Origin of the sequence: Candidatus Hydrogenedens sp. (assembly GCA_035378955.1) — a bacterium.
GTDB lineage: Bacteria > Hydrogenedentota > Hydrogenedentia > Hydrogenedentales > Hydrogenedentaceae > Hydrogenedens.
This window is the reverse complement of sequence record DAOSUS010000023.1, coordinates 1-21,056: the sequence shown is the minus strand read 5'-3', so window position 1 is coordinate 21,056 and position 21,056 is coordinate 1. Positions and strand designations below refer to the sequence as shown.

Annotated in this window: 15 protein-coding genes; 7 read left to right on the top strand and 8 right to left on the bottom strand. The window is 39.2% G+C overall.

Translation table 11 applies throughout. The features are described 5' to 3' along the window. Positions 1-403: 403 nt before the first annotated feature. Entirely contained in the window at positions 404-3,727 is a 3,324-nt protein-coding gene (locus PLA12_06675) for a DUF4397 domain-containing protein (protein HOQ32178.1), read from the bottom strand. Between the two features lie 195 nt (positions 3,728-3,922). On the opposite strand from PLA12_06675, the gene PLA12_06670 reads away from it, so the two are divergent. The 5 genes from PLA12_06670 to PLA12_06650 all read left to right on the top strand — a co-directional run bounded on the left by PLA12_06670 (position 3,923) and on the right by PLA12_06650 (position 11,886). Continuing rightward, positions 3,923-6,604 (top strand): alkaline phosphatase D family protein, encoded by a 2,682-nt coding sequence (locus PLA12_06670; protein HOQ32177.1) that lies wholly within the window; start codon positions 3,923-3,925, stop codon positions 6,602-6,604. 86 nt (positions 6,605-6,690) lie between these two features. Next, a complete protein-coding gene (locus PLA12_06665; GenBank protein HOQ32176.1) occupies positions 6,691-7,848 on the top strand; it encodes a hypothetical protein in 1,158 nt (385 codons plus the stop codon). Positions 7,849-7,859: 11 nt separating this feature from the next. Beyond that, a complete protein-coding gene (locus PLA12_06660) occupies positions 7,860-9,494 on the top strand; it encodes a hypothetical protein (GenBank protein ID HOQ32175.1) in 1,635 nt (544 codons plus the stop codon). Between the two features lie 104 nt (positions 9,495-9,598). Then, on the top strand, positions 9,599-10,891 hold the full coding sequence (locus PLA12_06655; GenBank protein ID HOQ32174.1) for an ATP-binding protein: 1,293 nt from the start codon (positions 9,599-9,601) through the stop codon (positions 10,889-10,891). A gap of 200 nt (positions 10,892-11,091) precedes the next feature. Continuing rightward, a complete protein-coding gene (locus PLA12_06650; protein HOQ32173.1) occupies positions 11,092-11,886 on the top strand; it encodes a glucose 1-dehydrogenase in 795 nt (264 codons plus the stop codon). A gap of 36 nt (positions 11,887-11,922) precedes the next feature. Here PLA12_06650 and PLA12_06645 read toward each other — a convergent pair whose 3' ends face one another. The 5 genes from PLA12_06645 to PLA12_06625 form a co-directional block, all read right to left on the bottom strand. Continuing rightward, positions 11,923-12,771, bottom strand: coding sequence for a metal ABC transporter permease (locus PLA12_06645; protein ID HOQ32172.1), 849 nt, complete (start codon positions 12,769-12,771; stop codon positions 11,923-11,925). Continuing rightward, on the bottom strand, positions 12,764-13,570 hold the full coding sequence (locus tag PLA12_06640) for an ABC transporter ATP-binding protein (protein ID HOQ32171.1): 807 nt from the start codon (positions 13,568-13,570) through the stop codon (positions 12,764-12,766). Before PLA12_06640 ends, PLA12_06645 begins: the two co-directional genes overlap by 8 nt. Before the next feature lie 23 nt (positions 13,571-13,593). Continuing rightward, entirely contained in the window at positions 13,594-14,481 is an 888-nt protein-coding gene (locus PLA12_06635) for a zinc ABC transporter substrate-binding protein (protein HOQ32170.1), read from the bottom strand. A 16-nt stretch (positions 14,482-14,497) separates the two neighbouring features. After that, positions 14,498-14,767: a CopG family transcriptional regulator gene (locus PLA12_06630; protein HOQ32169.1), complete on the bottom strand. Its 270-nt coding sequence runs from the start codon at positions 14,765-14,767 to the stop codon at positions 14,498-14,500. Between the two features lie 104 nt (positions 14,768-14,871). Then, on the bottom strand, positions 14,872-15,606 hold the full coding sequence (locus PLA12_06625) for an SDR family NAD(P)-dependent oxidoreductase (protein HOQ32168.1): 735 nt from the start codon (positions 15,604-15,606) through the stop codon (positions 14,872-14,874). An 89-nt stretch (positions 15,607-15,695) separates the two neighbouring features. Between PLA12_06625 and PLA12_06620 the strand changes: the two genes are divergently transcribed. Next, a complete protein-coding gene (locus PLA12_06620; GenBank protein HOQ32167.1) occupies positions 15,696-17,933 on the top strand; it encodes a DUF6259 domain-containing protein in 2,238 nt (745 codons plus the stop codon). Between the two features lie 128 nt (positions 17,934-18,061). Next, positions 18,062-19,189 carry a DUF5009 domain-containing protein gene (locus PLA12_06615; GenBank protein ID HOQ32166.1) on the top strand — a complete coding sequence of 376 codons (1,128 nt, stop codon included), beginning with the start codon at positions 18,062-18,064 and terminating at the stop codon, positions 19,187-19,189. A gap of 23 nt (positions 19,190-19,212) precedes the next feature. Here the strand turns inward: PLA12_06615 and PLA12_06610 are convergent, their stop codons facing one another. After that, positions 19,213-20,166, bottom strand: coding sequence for an MBL fold metallo-hydrolase (locus tag PLA12_06610; GenBank protein ID HOQ32165.1), 954 nt, complete (start codon positions 20,164-20,166; stop codon positions 19,213-19,215). Between the two features lie 101 nt (positions 20,167-20,267). Further along, the coding region (locus PLA12_06605) for a gfo/Idh/MocA family oxidoreductase (protein HOQ32164.1) at positions 20,268-21,056 on the bottom strand (789 nt) is incomplete at its 5' end.

Genomic DNA, 21,056 nt, shown 5'->3' with positions numbered 1-21,056 from the left:
TTTTCACTGGAGTTAGAAGGTTTCATCTATGCTTCTACTTATGTAGCTGAAGCATCCTCGCTCTGGAATTTTTAAGTGGGTTATTTTTTTACCATAGAGAGCACAGAGAATTTACACAAAGTTCACAATGTAGAGATAAAACATGTTTTGCCCTCATCTCCTCCGTGTCCTTTGTGTAACATTTCCTTCATGACCTTTATGGTTTATTCTTTTTACTATCAAGAACCCAGATAGATTTTTTTCTAATTACTAATAAGGTTTTTAAGAGTAGCACAGGTGTTCTTACCTGTGCTACCAATATTAAAGAGCAAAACTGTTTTACAGAAATAGTTTTGTTTATCAAAAAAAATGTAGAGATGCGATATTTCGCATCTCTACATTCATAATCAATTTAACTTACAATTTATAAACCGGCACAATAGCCATCTTCGCTACCTTGGCATGGATGATAGCCACCTGAATTAAAGAACTGTATGAGTCGGAGCAATTCACTCAAAGAGATTGTCCAGTCCGCTGGAAGATAGTCGGATGCATGTGGCTGGCATGTCTTATCTCCTTCCAAACCGGGATTATAGCCATCTTCACCCTGTGGGTCGCAATGATAACCACCCGAATTGAAGAACTGAATTACACGGAGCAATTCAGATAAGTTTATTTGCCAATCTCCATTCTGGTCGGCAGTATGTGGAGGTTTTGGAACTTCACCTTCAACAATTCCTTCTGGGATACCTTCCGGTGTGCCTTCGGGAGTGCCCTCAGGTGTGCCTTCACCCTCTATAACACCTTCAGGAATGCCCTCAGGTGTGCCTTCACCCTCTATAACACCTTCGGGAGTGCCCTCAGGTGTGCCTTCACCCTCTATGACTCCTTCCGGTGTGCCTTCCGGAGGTAATTCACCGGGTCTGTCTTCAGTTATAAGGAGTTGATAGCCATTCTTTAATGGAACGGGACCCACAAGGAATATCGTATATACACCACCGGGCAAGAACTGGACACCTTCCTGTGTAACAATTATTTCTTCAGGCAAACCTGCCTTAGAAATAACAATATCCAATGTATCAGGAGCACTTATCCCATAATAAGATGTCGAGGAAAGAGCAGAAATATTGGAGAATAAGGGTGTCAACTCCGGTGGCCAACCACTGAAACTAAAATCTACACTGTAGCCATTTTTAACAGCGTTTACAAATCGTATATTAGCAAACCCTTCTGCAGGGGCGCGGTTATCATCTTCTAATGTGAATAATTCCAGACTATCTACCCAACCTGTCGCAACAAGAGTTACACTGCTATCTCCAAAAACATCCAATGCTGTAGAAATTACCGGAGTGTTGGAGCATGTATCGTAATCTCCTGTGCCCGGTAATATTCTCAAATTATATTCATTTGAAAGAACTTGCCTGTATTCTGAGGCAGAAGGATATTGAGCCAATACAAATATCGGCAATCCATTCATGCACACATCCAGAGATTGTGAATCAAAACTTGCGTTTACAAATCGTACTTGAGCTGTGCAATCTAATTGGGCTCTTAGTTCTCCATCGGGATAATCACTACTGGTAATCAGGACATACAGTTCCTTACCACTAATAAGTTGTGCTTCCTCTGGTGTTAAAACCCTTTCTATAGGGGAAACAGCACTACCTAAGTCTAAGACGAGTTCACCATTTTCTCCGACACCACCCGCATAAAGACCAGCAGAAATCGGATTGGCTACCGTATGTTCCACAGTTATCTTATAAGATATATTCTGTGTATCAAGATATAAGATAGTATCTACATATACCGTGCCACTCGAAATAGGCGGAACAGGAGGAACTACACGGTTATTTTGTAGATTAATATGGCAACCGCTCATCATAGTGCAGTAATCCGGACGAAGGTTTGGATTTAAAGCCGCTTCTGTATACCGGATTATCTCTGCCTTTTCTTGTTTCCATTTTTTCCCGGGATTTGAGAACAATTCAGGGCAATACTGAACTAAATCTGCACCTATTTCACCACGGTCTGTAATACCCGGTTGGTTGCTGGTGCAAATAATTAAATGTGGATTGGTTGATTCAGGCATAGATTCCAATTCAGCCTGGGTAATTCTGTACTTATAAGGTGAAGAAGTAAATGGACCCGGGAAATTGTAAATTAATGGGGCCTCATTATTCATACCATCAAAGATACCAATTTGAGTTATTTTGCTCAATGTAACTCCAGGAGTAATTTCAACATCCAGATAAAATTCCTCTGCTTCGGGGTCATTCCATAATCTAAAAACGAAGCTGCCTTTTTTGGTGCTATTACTACCCGTATCTACTCCATCCTTAGTAATAACATTACTTCCGGCACATTTTGCAATGAGTTCTCTACAATATTCTTTATCAAACCATTCATATTCACAGCGATTGCTGGCACCATCACCATCGGCGTCTGCATCTGGAAGTAAATCATTTAACCCCACATAATTTTCTTTCTTTAAGTAAGGATTATCAAATCCCATTTCTGTTCCAAATTGTTCACGCGTGGCTTTTCTTAGCTGTTCATCAAGAAGTGCAATCAATCCTGCAATAATACCGAAAGAACCTTCACCTTCTGCAAGGATAGACTTTGGTTCTAAATCACCCAATCGGACTGCAATTTCGCCATTAGGATATGCAATTGTTTTAACAATGATATAAAAATTGTTCCAGTAGGCATCATTTGGGAATATCTTGGTTGTATCAATCATAGCAAGTTGTTCGGGTGTAACTGTATATTCAATGGATAAATTGGTTTTCCCAAAATCAATAGACCACCAGGTTTCTGATGTAGATACATTTACTGCAGTGATTGAAGTTATTCCTTCAATATTCGTGATATCCATATTGAAAGTAATCCCTGTGATATTTGTTTTACCTTCATCTAAAGTCTGGGTCATCTTAACAAAGCCCTTTGCCGTAGATGGTGTCGGTGGATTAATTACCCCTCCATTCATATAACCTTCAAACTGATTAGGGGTAGGTTGAGAATAAATCGTATAGTCCCCATCACCTAAAGTCAGATAAGCAAGAAAGATTTCCAAAAGACCGGGGATTAAACCGGGTAATACCGCAGAAAGGGTTGGACCCATATCTGTCTGGAATTGGGTTAAATTGTGAGTCCATGCATTGTAAACCTCTTCATGAGTTAATACACCATTATCAAATGTATCATCATTGCCTATTCTCTGAATAAGTCCAAATTCATTGGCAATATCCAGAATTCCATTCCCACTTAGATTACCAATAAATTCTACTGCAGGGATTTCCTCAGAGGGTTGTAGTTCATCCCCAGCCCCAGTAGAAACTCGTAATCGCACATTACTTCCAGCAATTACCCGCTTATTTGCTCCGGGGTCTGTGCGAATAACCTGTCCCTCCGGTACAGAAGGATGAGGTGTATAGAAAGTATCTACAACATTGAAGCCCCATGCCTTCAAGACAGTGCGAGCTTGTTCCTCTGTTAAACCCGCTACATTAGGTATCGGTATTGTTCGCAAATCTGCATATATCTTTCCGTTCAAATCCATGCTATTCGGTTGAAACATATCCAGAAAATACTGAAATTCCCCAAGGTCTACACCTTCCAGAAGTGAATTTTCAAGTACTTTCTGAAGACTGTCGCAGAAGTCCAGATTAAGGGACTCCGCTCCCGCAAATAACGGGAAAACTATTAAACCAATCGCAACCAGAAAACTTACACATTTCACTTTCAACATATAACCATCCTCCAGTTATTGTTTTTTTAGATTGTTATATTATTAGTATACTTTTATCACAGCCAAAAAACAAATTCAATGTTTCCTATTTCTTTATCATCTCAAATGTCATATATAATAATTTTAACATATTTTTATAAATAATACTAACTATTTATTAGGGCGTTTATTTTATGGGAATTGGAGGTACCTAATATGAGTAGAACTAAAAAAAATATTACCCAAAGCTGTCCCAAACATCTATTAACATTTATCATTAGTTTATTTCTTTTATTGTTTAATGCCCAAGAAATACATGGTTTAGATACGGGCACCGTAATTAAATATAAATTTTCGTTTCCATCAGAAAGGGTTTGGTTGGGTCCTTATTTATGGGCAAACCGACTTCAAGATTGGCGTTGTTCCACAGAAGGAATTAAAAGTGTAACAAAAGATACAAAACATGATTATCGCACCGTTCATATACTCAGTCATCGTATTGGTAAAGAAGAAGGAAATTTTCAGTTAAATGTAAAAGTAAAGCCCTTATTTGCTACATCAGAGGTTTTTGATAGTTTTGCAGGTTTTTTGATAGGTGCTGGAGGGGATATGGATTTTCAATCATCTGCCTTAGTTCACCATAGCCCAGGAGTGAATGGGGGAATTATGGGTGGAATGGATGAAAATGGCAGAGCCATATTTCGCGACTTTACCAAGAAAAATGCCCCTGTAATCGGCACGGGAAAAGTGCCGTCAAAATTTTGCCCTGCCTACCGAATTCAACTTCAAGGAAACCAGAAAGGAGAATGGATTTACCTCTGGTTGTATGTTTTTAATGCAGAGACCAACGAATTATTATCCGATGTTTCCCTTGAAAAAATGAATGTAAAACAAATAGAAGGGAATATCGCTCTGGTATCGCATCCGGGAGAAGGTTCCCTACCTGCTAATTTCCTATTTCAAAATATGGAAATGAAAGGAAGCAAAGTTACAGAGCTTAGTTCTGAAGAGAAAGAAGTGGGTCCTATCATAGGTGCTCTCTATACATTAAGTCGAGGCAATTTGTATCTCTCCACTCAATTATTTCCGTTGGGAGTAGGGGAAGGGGAAGAGGTCAGTCTGGAAGTAGAACGGGGTATGAAATGGTTTGAGATTGCACGAACAAAGACAGACCGAACAGCATGGGTAGCACGGTTTGAAGTTTCGAACTGGAAAGAGAATAAAGATATAAAGTACCGTGTAGTTACACAGGCAAATGATATAGACGGAAAGCTGCGGTCGTTTGCTTATTATGGGACTATTCGTAAAGAACCGAAAGAAACAGATACCTTTGTAATAGCGGCTTTTACAGGTTCAAGAATGGTAGGAGGGGAAGGTGTAGATACAGGTTTTTATGAGTGGACACCTGCAAAAGTTTGGTTTCCTCATGCCGACCTTGTCAGTAAAGTTAAATATCACAATCCAGATTTTCTATTTTTCTCAGGAGACCAGATATACGAACACGCCAGTCCTACTCAAAAGGAAGTGGATATTTTAGATTATCTTTATCGCTGGTATCTGTGGTACTGGTCTTTTCGATACCTAACACAGGAACGACCTACCGTTTGTATTCCAGATGACCATGATGTATATCAGGGAAATCTCTGGGGTGCAGGTGGGAGACCAGCAAAGCAACAGGACGACGGTGGTTATGTTCATTCTCCCGAATTTGTTAATGTTGCACAAAAAACACAAACCGCCAACCTTCCTCCTCCTTTTGACCTAACACCTGTTGAGCAAGGTATCACGGTGTATTACACAGACCTTGTCTATGCAGGAATTAGCATGGCTATTTTAGAAGACCGAAAATTTAAATCCTCTCCCAAAGAACTCTTACCCGATAGTCAGTGCGAAAATGGCTGGTTTCAAAATTACAATTTTGACCCTAAAAAACAAGCGGATGTTCCGAATGCTGTGTTGTTAGGTGATAGGCAGATGAAATTCTTAAACACCTGGATAGAAGATTGGTCGTATGGAACTCAATTTAAAGTAGTGTTATCTCAAACCCTGTATGCAAGCGCCAGCACACTTCCCTCAAATGAGACAAGAGACAATGTCATACCCAAGTTAGAACTTTATCCACCGGAAGAATATCCCGAATTTTATGCCATAAAAGCAGATGCGGATACCAATGGTTGGCCTCCATCTGCCAGGAATGAAGCCTTATCTCTGTGGAGAAAATGCTTTGCTGTTCATATCTGTGGAGACCAACATTTAGGAATAACCGTTCAATATGGAGTGAACGATTGGAACGATTCCTCGTATGCGTTTGCAGTTCCCGCTGTGGGAACTCGGTTTCCTCGTCGCTGGTATCCACCCCTGCCCGGGAAAAATCACAAAGAGGGATACCCACGCTACACAGGCGAATATGAAGACGGCTTTGGAAACAAAATTACCGTGCATGCCGTTGCTAACCCTATGCTTTATGGGATAGAACCCCAAGAACTTTATAATCCTGCTACAGGTTATGGAATCATTCGCCTAAAAAAGAGCGACCGCACAATTACTTTCGAATGCTGGCCTCGTTGGGAATCACCCGCTTTAGAAAAGGCAAAACCCTTCGTCGGCTGGCCTATTACCATTCAGCAACAGGATAACTACAAAGGTGAAATAAAAGGGTATCTGCCGACACTAAATATCCAGGGGATACAACAACCCGTGATAAAAATCCGAAATGCAGATGATAAAAGCCTTGTATATGCTCTTCGATTGAATACCTCAACATTCAAGCCGTTTGTTTTTCAGGAAGGCAAATACAACATCGAAGTGTTAGACACGGATAACAACAAAAAACAAGAAATAAATAATGTAGACATAGTCCCTTCCGGAGAAGAAAAAACATTAGATATACAATTTTAAAAATTTATAGTGTAGTAAGACGTTTTCTTGTGATAAAATGAAAATAAAGCAACCAATTCCTATATAAAGAATGAAAGGGAATGAATATGAAAAGGCAAAATATGCAAAGGGGGGGATTTCTCTTCATCAACATTACAGTATTTTTATTACTCGTTTTACCAACCCACGCAGACGAGATGAACACAATAAAATCTGTGCTTCAATCTGCAAAAAAAGTGGCTATCTCTATTGATACTTTCCCGGATGAATTCGTCATATCCGTTTCCCCGGTTCGACAGACTTTACAAATTATTCATAGTTCAGCACGCCTTGCAGGAGCATTAATTTCAGAGGTGCAAAATGAAAATTATCGGAAGGATTTGCAAGCAGTCGTGGGGGATTTAAATGGAACACAAAAATTTCGAGATACCCTACTTGAAACATTAAAAACAAAATTGTCTGCGGCTCTTGTTGAAGTTCCACCTTTAGGCTCAACGGCCAAATATAATACAGACCGTGAAGCCCAACAGGACCGAATGAACCAACTCAACAGCAAAGGGATAGATGTCCTATTAGATATTAAAATTACAGCGGGAATTTATGGCCCGGAAGGGGAAATGTTTTTCCGTACGAATGGAAAACTCTACGATGTAAAAAGCTCAAAAACTTTGTGGAGAGACGAATTTGTCGTTACCCCAACTATAGAATTTAAAGCAAACCAATCTTTTAACACCTATTTTAATCCTTTTAAATCCAATATGTTTTCCCCTCGATTGACAATGTCAAAGAATGCATTAACACGGTGGACTGAAAATAACGGGGAAAATTTCAAAAAAGCAGAAGATTTTGGGATACAATTATCTGTGGCACAATTGTGTGGAGCATTGCAATTAGATGTTTCCGAAGATTACTACTTCTCCTGCGGTATTTCAAAACTCTATGCTCGAAAAGCAAAACAGGCCATTTCTTTCTTTGAAAAGGCATGGAATATGAACAAACAGAAGCCTGAACGAGGGAATGCTCTTGTCGTCGCTCTGTATAAAGCCAAAAAGATAGAGGAAGCCATTAAACAAGGCGAAATAGTTATCCAAAGCCCCGAAGGACAAAACTATCCTACGGTTTATTACAATCTGGCATATATACTTGTTGATAAAAAGAAAAATCCTGAAAAGGCAAAAGAGTATTACCAACGATACCTGGAACTTTCAGGCATTCCGGATACTAAATTAGAGAAAAAATTACAACAAATTCAAAAGAAGCGATAGCCTTCTTCTGCATGTTTAATTCAAAACAAATCAATAATCGGATTAAAGCAGCCTTTATTATTCTTATCCTTGTAGTTATTTTAGGTGTAAGTCTTTATAAAATTATTAATTATGGACTGTATCTATCACCCGATTCCTATATCTATCTCGATACAGCCCAGAATATCCATCACGGGCGTGGCATTGTTCATTCTTTTGTTCTTACCAGTGAATTGGAACATTGGGAAGGTGGAAGTTCTTATATTCCTGTAAGCTACTGGGCACCTGGCTTCCCCATATACATATATCTCATAAAAAGTATAGAGAAGAATATTCCCTTTGCTACTGCAGGTGCCGTAGGTGTATGGGTAGCTTATCTTCTTACTTTTATCTCCCTCTTTTTCTTACTTATTTATAACTACAATTTACAGGTAGGTATATGGGGAATCTTATTTTTTTCTATTTACTATCCTATCCTTTATACCTATTCCTGGGTATGGAGTGATGGTATCGTTATTCCTCTGATACTTATATCGCTATGGCTGATAATGGAAAATCCAAAACCTTATTATAAACCACGACTGTTTCTGGCGGGCATTCTGGCAGGAATTGCTTTTTCCATCCGATATATTCTTGGGATAGTATTTCCTTATGGTATTTTTATAATTTTTGCACTTACATTATTCTATCAGAATAATGTCCCTCGTAAAATAAGAATGCTACAATCTATCTTAAACAGTTTTGTATATTTTATTGGTTGGGCATGTCTATCTTTGCCTGTTATTATCCGCAATTTTACAACCACAGGAACCCTTCTGGGAACATCAAGACCTTCAAGTTATATCCCAATATTCAAGAATATACAATATGCTCTTGTTTCCTTAACAAGAGAGATTTTCCCTCCGATGATTATTCCCTCAGAAATCCAAATTCAAGTTCTTCTTGCTCTGTTTCTAATTTACTTGCTTTTCATCGTTATACGAAAAAACCGGGCATGTATAAAGCCACTTATTCACGACCGTTTTCTCCGGGTATTTATTGGCTGGGGGCTTTTATATTTTGTTAGTATAACGCTATACGCTTCTTTTTATCAGATAGATACACTGGGACATCGGCTACTACTTCCTTTCAGCATAGTCTTGATAATTCTAATGTCCGTTCTCTCTGAAAAAATAATCCCATCTCCCTATTGGCTTTTGGCTCCGCTTTCTGTTTTAGCAGGGGTATGTTTTTGTTATGCATACCCCGTTGATAATTCCCCCTTTTATACTACTACTACCGTTTTGAAAGAGGATGCTCGTGGGAAATGGATTTGTTCCAATACCCGGTCCGGAGACTGGATTATAGGAGATTCAACTTTTGATATTCACTTACTATGTGATAATCGCCGTAGTTATTGTTTTGTTCCCGGTGCCGTTAGGGATACCCCCCCTAACAAAAAAGATTTTGACACATTCTTTCAGAAAATACCTTCAGATACAACCCGAGTGTTTATAGTGCTTCGCAAAGCTGTCCCGCTGGAAGAATTGTATTACGATAGTTGGATTCAATATTACGGGGATGTTATTACAGAGTTGTTCTTTACAGGGAAATATGGGAACATTGTTGCGGTGAGTCTATATTCAGGAAGAGGTTTATTATCAGCAGAAATTCGCTTACAAGAATAAGAAATAAGGGGTATTTTCTCTTGATTTCCATATAGTATTCCTGATATAGTATATAAAATTTATGCAGTGGAAATGCACAAAATATATAAATTTTATGCACTATTATGAACAAAGTTATCTTACAACAAGTAGTTATAGACCAGAAAGGGGAATTAGACTATCTTTACAAACGGGATAAAATAGTCGAACGCACCCTATTACATGCCTATCAGAAACAGGCAAATTCGGAAATCATTAAGGTTATCACCGGGATAAGGAGATGTGGCAAATCTGTATTTGCTCATCAACTATTCCAGAATAAGCATGTAGCCTATCTAAACTTTGATGATGAACGACTTTTCTCTTTAGAAACCGAAGACCTGAATACCATCATCGAGGTGTTTTTCGAAGTATATGGAGACTTTCAATACATCATATTTGATGAAATACAAAACATACCCCGATGGGAATTGTTTGTAAATCGTCTTCACCGTCAAGGTTTTAATATCATCGTAACAGGTAGTAATGCGAAACTATTAGGGCGTGATTTAGCCACCCATTTAACAGGACGGCATATCTGCTTAGAACTGTTTCCTTTTTCCTTTGCAGAATATTTAAGTTATTACGGGATACAAACCAAAGAGATACTATCTACTCGAGATACCGCCTTGATAAAAAGGAAATTTAATGAATACCTTGCAAACGGTGGTTTTCCTGAGACCCTTAAAGAAAGTATAGACACGAAATCCTATTTGCGGTCATTGTATTCCACCCTTATCACGAAGGATGTTGTACTGCGACACAAGATAAAGTATGTAAAGACCATCATGGACATAGCCAATTATCTTATCACTCATCATTCAGGCTTTGTAAGTTTTAATAAGATAAAAAATATCTTCAATCTGAAAAGTATTCACACGGCTTTGAATTATACTCTATTTCTGGAAGAAGCCTACCTGTTCTTCTTTGTTCGAAGGCTTACGAATAAATATAAAGAAAGCTTGCTTGCTAACAGAAAGTGCTACTGTATAGACCCCGGAATCATACAATCGTTAAGTTACAAGACATCGGCAGATAAAGGAAAATTATATGAGAATGTCGTGGCTTTGGAACTTTGGCGAAGAAAGTATCTTGACGATACGGAATTCTACTATTGGCAGGATATCTATAAACGCGAGGTTGATTTCGTTATACGAGCAGGAACAAAAATAAAGCAGTTAATTCAGGTTTGTTATAACATAGATAGTCATGAGACCCAAAAACGGGAATTGGATGCACTTATATCCGCCAGTAAGGAATTGAAATGTAATAATCTTCTTATCATCACAGAATATACCGAAGGAGAAGAAACGGTAAGTAGAAAAAAAATTCATTATATCCCTCTCTGGAAATGGCTCCTTCCAACAAATTCGGTATAATTTTCAAGGTTTACAATAACAATATTACTGCATAAAATATATAAATTTTATGCAGTGCCAGTGCATAAAATAAATAAACCAATTATCCGTGCTAATGAAATACATAGGCAAAAGATGAGATATGTATTATCCCTGTTTATTTGTTACAATGTAATATACAATACTTAATTTCACTTTATATATCATTAAAGGAATACGCTATGGCAATACAAACAACTCCTTTAAATTATTCTATTCGTGAAAAGATAAATTTTGATAACAAGATTGCCCTTATCACGGGAGCAAGTCGTGGGATAGGCAAAGCCATTGCTTTTGGATTGGCAGAGCTCGGAGCTCATGTTATTATTACGGCAAGAAATGCAGAGCCGTTAGAGGAAACAGCACAGGAAATTAATTCAACGATAGGGAAAGCAACGCCGATAACATGCCATAGTGCTCGCAGTCAAGATATTGCGAGATTGTTTGAATATATTCAGAACAATTTGGGCAAGCTGGATATTTTGGTAAACAATTCTGCTACCAATCCCTACTTTGGTCCCATCCTCGAAGCTACAGAAGCCGTATTTGACAAAACTTTCGAGGTCAATTGCAAGGGTTATTTCCTAATGTCACAACAGGCCGGGAAAATGATGGTATCACAGGGGAAAGGAGTGATTATCAACATGGCCTCTATTGAAGGTTTGCAACCCTCTCCCTTTATGGGTATTTATTCCATGACCAAATCTGCCGTAATTATGTTGACCAAAGTTCTGGCTCGTGAGTTGGGTCCTGCTGGTGTTCGTTGCAATGCCGTATGTCCAGGGCTAACCGAAACGCGCTTTGCCTCTGTTCTGGTAGATACGCCCGAAATTCGAGAACGATATGTTCAGACCACTCCCTTAGGAAGACATGCCCAGCCCGAAGAAATTGTAGGGGCCGTAATTTATTTAGCATCCGATAGTGCCTCCTACACCAATGGTGCTATTCTTGTTTGTGATGGCGGAAAAACTGCATAAATTTTACATTGTTCATCACAGCAGGAATTGAAAAAATTAGGGGTATATGTTTTTTACCCACCGAAAAAGTGCAACAAGAATATAGACACTCATAGAGGTAAGGACGATTATAGGTCCAGCCGGCAGGTCCAATTTATAACTACCTATTAGTCCTGCAGTGCTGGTAAACATACAAAGAACCACCGAATACAGCATTAACAAGGAAAGACGCGATACCAGTTGCTCTGCAATCAACACAGGAAGAGACAATTGGGCCAGAACGAGAATAATTCCTACCATAGGCATCATCATCACCACCGTAACAGCAGACATAACCAATAAAAGTATGTTCAAAAACATTACGGGAATGTTTCGCACACGAGCAAATTCTTCATCAAAACAATAAGCCCAGAATTGCGGATAATATACAAAAGCAATAGCAAGGATAACAACATCCAGGATTATAAGGTTTTTTATTTCATTCTTTGTAATTAGATAAGTGCTACCAAAAAGATAACTCATGGGGTCAATATAACCGGGGGTGTATGCCAGAAAAACCATCCCGATGGCCATCCCTACAGCCCAGATAGCACCAATAACCGCGTCCTGTCTCACTGTAAGGTAATTAGATACAAAAGAAATAGAACATGCAGAAAGGACCCCTGCAATGAGTGCTCCGTAAAAGGGAGTTATATAATGTATCTGGTATCGGTGCTGTAAAAATAACGCTATACCCACACCCGCAAGTACGGAATGTGAAATAGCACCTACAAGAGACACCATATTTTTTGTAACTACATACGAACCTACAATTCCAAAGCTAATACTTGCTAATATCCCCGATAAAAAAGCATAACGCAAGAACGGGAAGTTAGGGTCAATAAAGGCATGCCATAATTCATTCATGGTTATGGTGCTCCTGCGCTTGAACAAATCCATGATGAACCAGTTCCACATGGCTTCCATACAATTCCCGAATAATCGCACCGGTGAGTTTATTTGTGGGATGTTTCTGTACCGTTCTGTTAACACAAACTACGGTGTCCACATAATTGGATACAAACCCGAGGTCATGAGAAACCAGAATAACCGTGAGTTCCCTGCTAATTTGCTTCAATAAGTCCATCAGATTTTTTTCTGCCACGGTATCCACATGGGCTGTCGGTTCATCAAAAAGAAGTATTTCAGGTTGGCTTACCAGAGCACGCGCAATCAATACACGCTGGCGTTGTCCCCCAGAAAGACTACGAAACATTTCTTGGGCTAATGAACTCAATCCTACTATCTCTAATGCTTCTCGGGCTTTTTTACGCGCTAAAGATGAGAACCCGAACCATTGCCGTTTGTGAATAAGACCCATCAAAACAACCTCCAGTACTGTCGCTGGGAACGATAAGTCCAGATGAAAATACTGCGGCACATAACCTATTCTATCCCGCTTTTTCTCCGGTTGTTCACCGAAAATACGAATACTCCCCTTTTGGGGTTGTAAGAGCCCTAATATAAGTTTCAATAGAGTTGTTTTCCCACTACCATTAGGACCAATAATGGAAACAAATTCATGCGTATGTATATCCAGATTAACATTTTCCAGGATATATTCCTTCTGATAGGAAAAATACAAATCCTGTATACAAACCGCCGGGGGAGAAGTTTTTCCTTGGAAGGGGCTTAACTCTCTGTCTTGTTCTAATATTTCTGTCATAATCTTTTTTGTCTTTTACCTTCTCATTTATAGGATAAGGATATTTTCTCTGCAACAAATAAAAAGTTTTTTAATATATCCCGTTCCAGGTCATTCATTACTTCTACTCGGCCTCCTATGGCTTTTGCGATAATTTCTGCGGGTTTGGGGTCGAATTGCGGTTGAATAAAAATTACCTTTGTCCCTTCTTTTTGCATCTGTTCGAATAACTGTTGCATCTGTTTCGGCGATGGACTTTTTCCCTCCATCTCAATACAAACTTCATTCATGCCATAATATTCCGCAAAATAACCAAAGGCAGGATGATAAACAAAGAAACTTTTCCCTTTGTAAGGCAGTAGCATTTGTTTTATTTTTGTATCCATTTCTTCAAGGTCGTTTAACCATTTTTTATAATTCGACTGGTACTCTTTTTCTCCTGCAGGATTATATTTAACCAGACGGGCATATATATTCGATGAAATAATTTTTAAATTTTCAGGACTGAGCCAGCAGTGCAAATCTTTATTCTCTTCATGTTCATAAGAAGGCCCATGTTCATGTTCCGAAGGCACATGCCCTTTACGCCAACGAACATTATTTGTTACATCTACACAAGCCACATTACTTTTTACCTTCATCAAAGTGTTAACAATCTTTAATTCATAGGGGAATTGTGTATGAAAAAATATTTTTGCGTATGATAATTTCTGTAATTGTGAGGGAGATATGTCAAAAGTATGGGGATTTACATTAGAACCGCAAACAATTTCTACCTTTTCGTTAGGAAGCACCAGATGGTCAAGAATTCCCGCAATAGGAGGAGTGCCGCTATAATAGACATTTCCTTCTTCTATGGCCCACAATACAGGCAGATAGAATAAACTTAAAAAAACAGAGAAACAAATTATAGGAGGAAGACTTAATTTCATCGTATTTGGAATCCCTTTATTTCTTTGAGGATTGTGTGCAGGTTAAATGACGCTGATTACATTCTTTACAAATTACAACCTCATGATTTTTTAAAAAATTCTGTAAATGATTTCTTTGTGAAGCAGAAATTAAACCTGTTCCCCCACACAGAGGGCAGACATTGTTCAAAGCCATCAAGATAGCATTGCGAATAAATTCCGAGCGGTTTGTAATTCCTTCCAGAGCTTCCCAGAGTGCTTTATCCGCCTTGAATGAAATAACTTGTGGTTCAGAATTAGCTGACATATCTCCATTTCCTTATATATTAAGTTTTTTTAGGTTTGAATGGTATTACATTATAATACCATAAACGGAGAAACTATGTCAACTTACGGAAATGTTATCCGACCCTACCCTCCTAAAGGAACACTGCCGTAACGGCGTAGATATATTATATCCGTTGTTGCCCGTGGATGTTGTGTTAATAAATACAGAACGGTATGGGCTACATCTTCGGGCATCATCCAGTCACTCATATCCCGCTCCGACATGTTTTCCTGACTAAGTCGTGTAACAATACCACCGGGGCATATGGCATGCACGCGAATGTTATACGGTTTCATTTCCATTGCAAGAGTGGTGGTTAATCCAATAACTCCATGTTTGGAGGCACAATATGCAGACTGTTTGGGGATAGGGCGTAAACCAGAAACACTGGAAATATTAATGATAGTTCCGCTCTTCCGCTGTATCATATTCGGCAGAACGGATTGAGTTACTATAAAAGTGCCTGTAAGATTTACATCTATTGTCTGTTTCCACTCTTCCAGAGATAACTCCTCAAAGGGTTTGAATTTTGCAAATCCTGCATTATTAATTAATATATCTATTTGATTCCATTTTTGAAGGATTGTTTCTACACATCGTCTTATTTCTTCAGCTTGGGTTATATCTGCAATAAATGGAAGGGCTCTTCCTTTTTGTTTTTCTATTTCCTTAACGGTTTCCTGCACTTCTTTTTCCGTTCGTGCAAGAACGGCTACGGCGACATCTTCCTGGGCTAATGTTAAGGCTATAGCCCTACCAATTCCTCTGCCTGCACCCGTTATTAAGGCTACTTTTCCTTGCAATGACATTGTTTTCATACCCATTCCTTCTTTATATTGTTTTATGTCGTAAATTATACTGAAAAGAACACTAAAAATTTAAAGCACAATCTCTATGAGGTTTATTCATGAATAAATATTTTAAATTTTTCCTATTCCTGCTGATAATCTGGAACTATCCAACAATTTATGCAGAAGAAATTGTCCTGGATAGTGGTTCCATCCAATGGATATTTGAATCCGAACACGGATTGTTAAAAGAAATTCGTTCCTTTGATTCTCCTAAAAAGAATTTTGTCTTTGACCCGCCTTGTTCCCTCTGGGAACTTAAAGGAAACGATTTACTTCTCAACGCAGAGGGAAAAAATATCTTATTTTCTTTTTCCTCTGAAAACAATTTCAAAACCTTTCGCTGGATGCTGATACCCGATAATAAAAACAAGGATAATGCCCCATGGGAAGTTTCATTACAAATGAAATACACAGATGGATATACATTAGAATTATTATTTACCTGTAAAACGACACAATCCTTATTTGATGAACTGACCCTTCCTAAAATTAATAATGTATCTATGGGACCTGATGCGTATCTTGTTATTCCCTACTGGATGGGTGAAATTTATGACAGCCGTGTTTATAGGGATAGAAATAAAGGGTTTAAGGGTGAACGCCGATGGGAGTATCCCGGCACATTATCTATGCAATGGATAGGAATATACAATTCCTCCGATTTGGGTCTCTGTCTATGGACGAAGGACACACAACAAAACTTTAAGTCTGCATACATTCATGGTGACAGCGAAAAAGGAGGTATGGGTTGGACACATCTATTTCAGGAAGATAAAGATGGCGAACATCATTTATCTTATCCTGTATGCATAACCGCTGTCCAAGGGAATTGGTACAATATGGCTCTATTATATCGTCAATGGGCACGAAAACAAATATGGGCAGAGGAAAGCCGAAAAAAACAGAAACAAACGGCACCCTGGGTTGAGGACACCGCTTTATGGGTCTGGAACCGTATGGAATCCGAAAAAGTGCTATGGCCTGCTATGGATTTGGCAAAACGATTACAACTCCCTGTATCTGTTTTGTGGCATTGGTGGCATGGCTGTGCCTACGACATCGGTTTCCCAGAATATCTACCCCCTCGCGAAGGGAATGTATCTTTCACCACTGCTCTGGAAAATGCAAATAAAGAAGGTGTCCATGCCCTGATATATGTAAATCAACGACTATGGGGGACGAATACCCGTTCTTGGAAAGAACAAGAGGCGGAACGCTACGCGGTAATCAACAAAGATGGTCATATACATCCGGAAGTATATAATATCTTTCAACCTTTTCCCTGTGTGCCTATGTGTATGGGAACAGAATTCTGGCATAAAACTCTACTTGATATAATGGTACCCACATGGCAGGATACCGTAGTTGCAGGTTTCTATCTGGACCAGGCATGTGCTTCGCTTCCTTGCTTTGCAACCAGTCACGGACACATCCCCGGTGCGAAAGATTTCTGGATGAAAGGTTTTCAACAATTAACATCTCAATTGCGGACGGAATGTAAACCCCGTAATAGTGAAACGGTAGTTCTGGCCGGTGAAGGTTGTGGGGAGGCATGGCTTCCTTACCTCGACCTATTTTTAAGTTTGCAGGTTAGTAAGGGACGATATTCGGGTGGAGATGGCTGGCGACCGGTTCCTCTTTTCCAGGCGGTATATCACCCCATATCCATACAATTTGGTAATTATGCCTCTCTGACAGAACCTCCTTATGATACCCTCTGGCCAAAAGAATTTGCCCCATCAGAGCCTTTACGCACATTGGATAAAAAATGGAATACTCAATTTCGCTATGAACAAGCATGTGCTTTTGTATGGGGACAACAACCTATGATTGCCAATTACAAAAAAGAACTATGGAATGAACGAAAAGAAGAATTAGAATTTGTCCTGAAACTTGCAACGCTTCGTTATAAATTCCGTGATTATTTTCTGCAAGGGGAACTATTAAAACCTTTACCCGAAGAAATGACGGATAACTGGGATGAAATCTGTTTATCTGTATATGCGTATCGTAAAGAAGGGGGAAAGATTTTTAATCGTTGTGGAAATCTTCTATTGACTATGCCCTGGCGCACGGACAGCGGGAAAACAGCATTAGCCGTTGCAAACGCAGATGACAAGGAACGACTATTAGAGTTTACCATCTCTTCTAAAGACTGGATGCTTCCTGATGAAGGCAAAATTATAAAGCACGATGTTAACAACTCTGTTATTGCAGGTTCCTTTTCCAAAGGAATGATTCATTTCTCACAGGTAATTGGAAAACAAGATGCCGCACTCTTTGAATTTCAATAGTATCTCCAACATAGGATACCCACCTAATTTGCCCGACCTCATTACATTTTATTCACCCCGTATTCTTTCAGTATAATCAAACAGTTTTTTCTCAACCCTATAAAAAACTATCTAAAAGAGAAATTCTTATGAGCCAATCCAATGAAAACCATACTCCACCTCAAAAAAATAATGTTGTAATTTCTGTTCCTCGGATACTATCTGTTGATGCACTCCGCGGTTTTGATATGTTCTGGATTATGCAAGGCAAAGAAGTCATTGTCAGTTTAATTATATTAATACTGGGCAGTGTTCCTCCGTGGTTACAGTATCAATTATCACACCCAGAATGGGAAGGTTTTTCCGCATGGGATATGATTATGCCTCTATTTCTCTTCATCACAGGTGTCACTATACCCATCTCTATGAACAAATATATACAGGGTCAAGAAAGTCATAAAAAATTTTATATACGATTATTCCGTAGAGTTATTCTGCTCTGGATATTAGGCATGATTGCCCAGGGAAACCTGCTTTCGTTTGACATCAACAAACTCCACCTATTCAGTAATACCCTACAAGCCATTGCTGTAGGTTATTTTATAGCATCGCTTGTGCTTTTATATGTGCCATTGCGTTTTCATATATTTATCACGGCATCTTTACTTGTGATATATTGGATATGGATGATGTTTATTCCTTTACCGGGTGTCGGTACAGGCGTTCTCCAACCCGAACAAAACTGGGCTATGTATATAGACGAACTTATTTTAGGTAGATTTCGTGATGGCACGCACTATACATGGATATTAAGTAGTTTAGGATTTGGTGCTACCGTCATGTTGGGAACACACGCCGGTTTTATTTTGCGAAACTACCCAAGCCGATGGAAAACCTTCGGGGCTTTAGTCGGTATCGGGATTTTATGCCTATGCTTAGGCTGGTTATGGTCATTCCATTTCCCAATTATCAAGCATATATGGAGTAGTTCTATGGTATTATGGTCTGCGGGATGGTCGTTCTTACTACTGGCTTTATTCTATCTAATAATGGAAATAGTCGGCTTAACGATATGGGCTTTCCCATTTATGGTAATAGGTTCAAATGCAATTATCGCATATATGGGGGCACCATTTATTGAAGAAGGCATATTATGGATTGCAGGAAATCGGCTTCCTCCCTTTGTTCATCACCACATTGTCCCTGTTTCCGTTCTGATTATAACATGGAGCATTTTATACCTACTCTACCGCAAAAAATGGTTCCTTCGTGTATAACCCTATATAAATGCAAAATCGGATTATTTTCTGGTCCGCTTTTTCTGGATAGCAACCATCAAACCCATCGCATTAATACGCGGGTCGTCGCCCAGCCAATTCATTGCTGCCTCGACATCCTTTACACCACACCATATAACCTGTTCCCTTGTTGCTTCAACAACTCTCGGGTGCAACCAATCCAATAATTCCTCATCCGCTATATTTTTGTCAAGGGCTGTCTGCATAATCACATTCATCGCTGATAAAGAACGAAGTAAAAGAGTGGAACAATGGGCTGGATTTCGGTGAATACCGTAATGAGGTAAAAACACATAATCCGGGTTCAACGATACAATCCGCTGTATAGTTTTCTCCGCCTCTATTGGGTCAAAATCAGCAGGGGCTGTGCTTACAACCATAAATTGTGTTTCATAAGATTGCGGGTCAGATTGTCCCAACCCGAATGAGTCCCCCGTGAAAACGCCATTTGTTTTATCATCATATATACAAATATGATGTGTTGCGTGTCCTAAAGTGTGCATAAAACGCAATCTGCGTTCACCCCATTCCAGCGTTTCCTCATCGGCTACAATCTGTATTCTATCTTCGGGCACAGGTTCAATTTCGCCAAAAAGTTGTGTAAATAATGGCTCACCATAAACAGCCCGAGCCCCTTCAATCAACCGTTCGGGTTTTGCAAGGAATTTCGCTGTTTTGGGATGGGCTATTACCTTTGCATTCGGACAATGCTTTAATAAAGCAAAAGTACCCCCCGCATGGTCAAGGTGAACATGAGTAACAATTAGATAATCTACATTTTCCATAGGTATCTTATATTCTTCTAACGCTTTTAAAATATAGGGGACAGCAAATACGGTATTATTATCTACAAAACTTGCTCGATTGCCTTCTATCAACATAAATGAACATGCCCTTAACGGTACCTGATAATGACAATCAATTGGGACCAATATTTCAGAAAGAACTTTTGACATTTTTATTCCCTTTCTTTTTTAATAATTTAACATCTACTAACCGCAAAGAATTTCCCATCCCGAACATTATAATAGCAATAACAAGCCTGAAAATAAAGACCCTACTCAAATAGGGGGACTTTAAGTAATTCTCCGTCTTTGAGAGCGGATTGATGAGCAACAAAACCCGAAACAGATAAATTCAAAGCCATTGCTATATCAATAAGTGGACGCCGATTTTCTATGATGGAACGGATAAACTCATCTGTTAAATAACCATGCGAACCACCATGTCCCCCCGCATGCACAGTCGGTGGTAAGGGTGGTTTCTTAATATTGATTTTAGAGACATCTTCCACACCTTCATAGTCCACTCCTCTCACCGAACCTTTTTGACCCCGAACACGACCTATTTCTCCTTCAAATCCCGGGGTATCCCAACTAACCGCCATGCGTGCCATGCCTCCTTCTTTTGTGCGGAATAGGGCTATTTCTGTCCCGAAGGAATTTTGATAAACATTGTTTTCCTTCATCAAATGCTGAACTTTCGAGGGCATACCCATACATGAAACTTCCGTAAAATATCCTCCATTCACGCAGATATAGTAAGCGTTAGAATGGGTGGGATACCACTGGGGTGGAAGACCTATTCTCCACCCTTTGTAAGAATCCAGAGGAGTCTCCATATAGTGATAATACTCTCCTTCACAATAAACCAACTCACCGAGAGCCCCGGCTTTATACAAAGTCCGCATGGCATAGCAATCATCACGAAAAGCACTGGTTTCCATCAGCATATAATTAAGCCCTGTTGACTTCACCGTTTCATACAAGGCATGAGCATCTTCGAGAGAACCAAAAGAAGCAGGAACCGCTGAGGCTACATGTTTCCCATGTTTCAGTACTTCTAT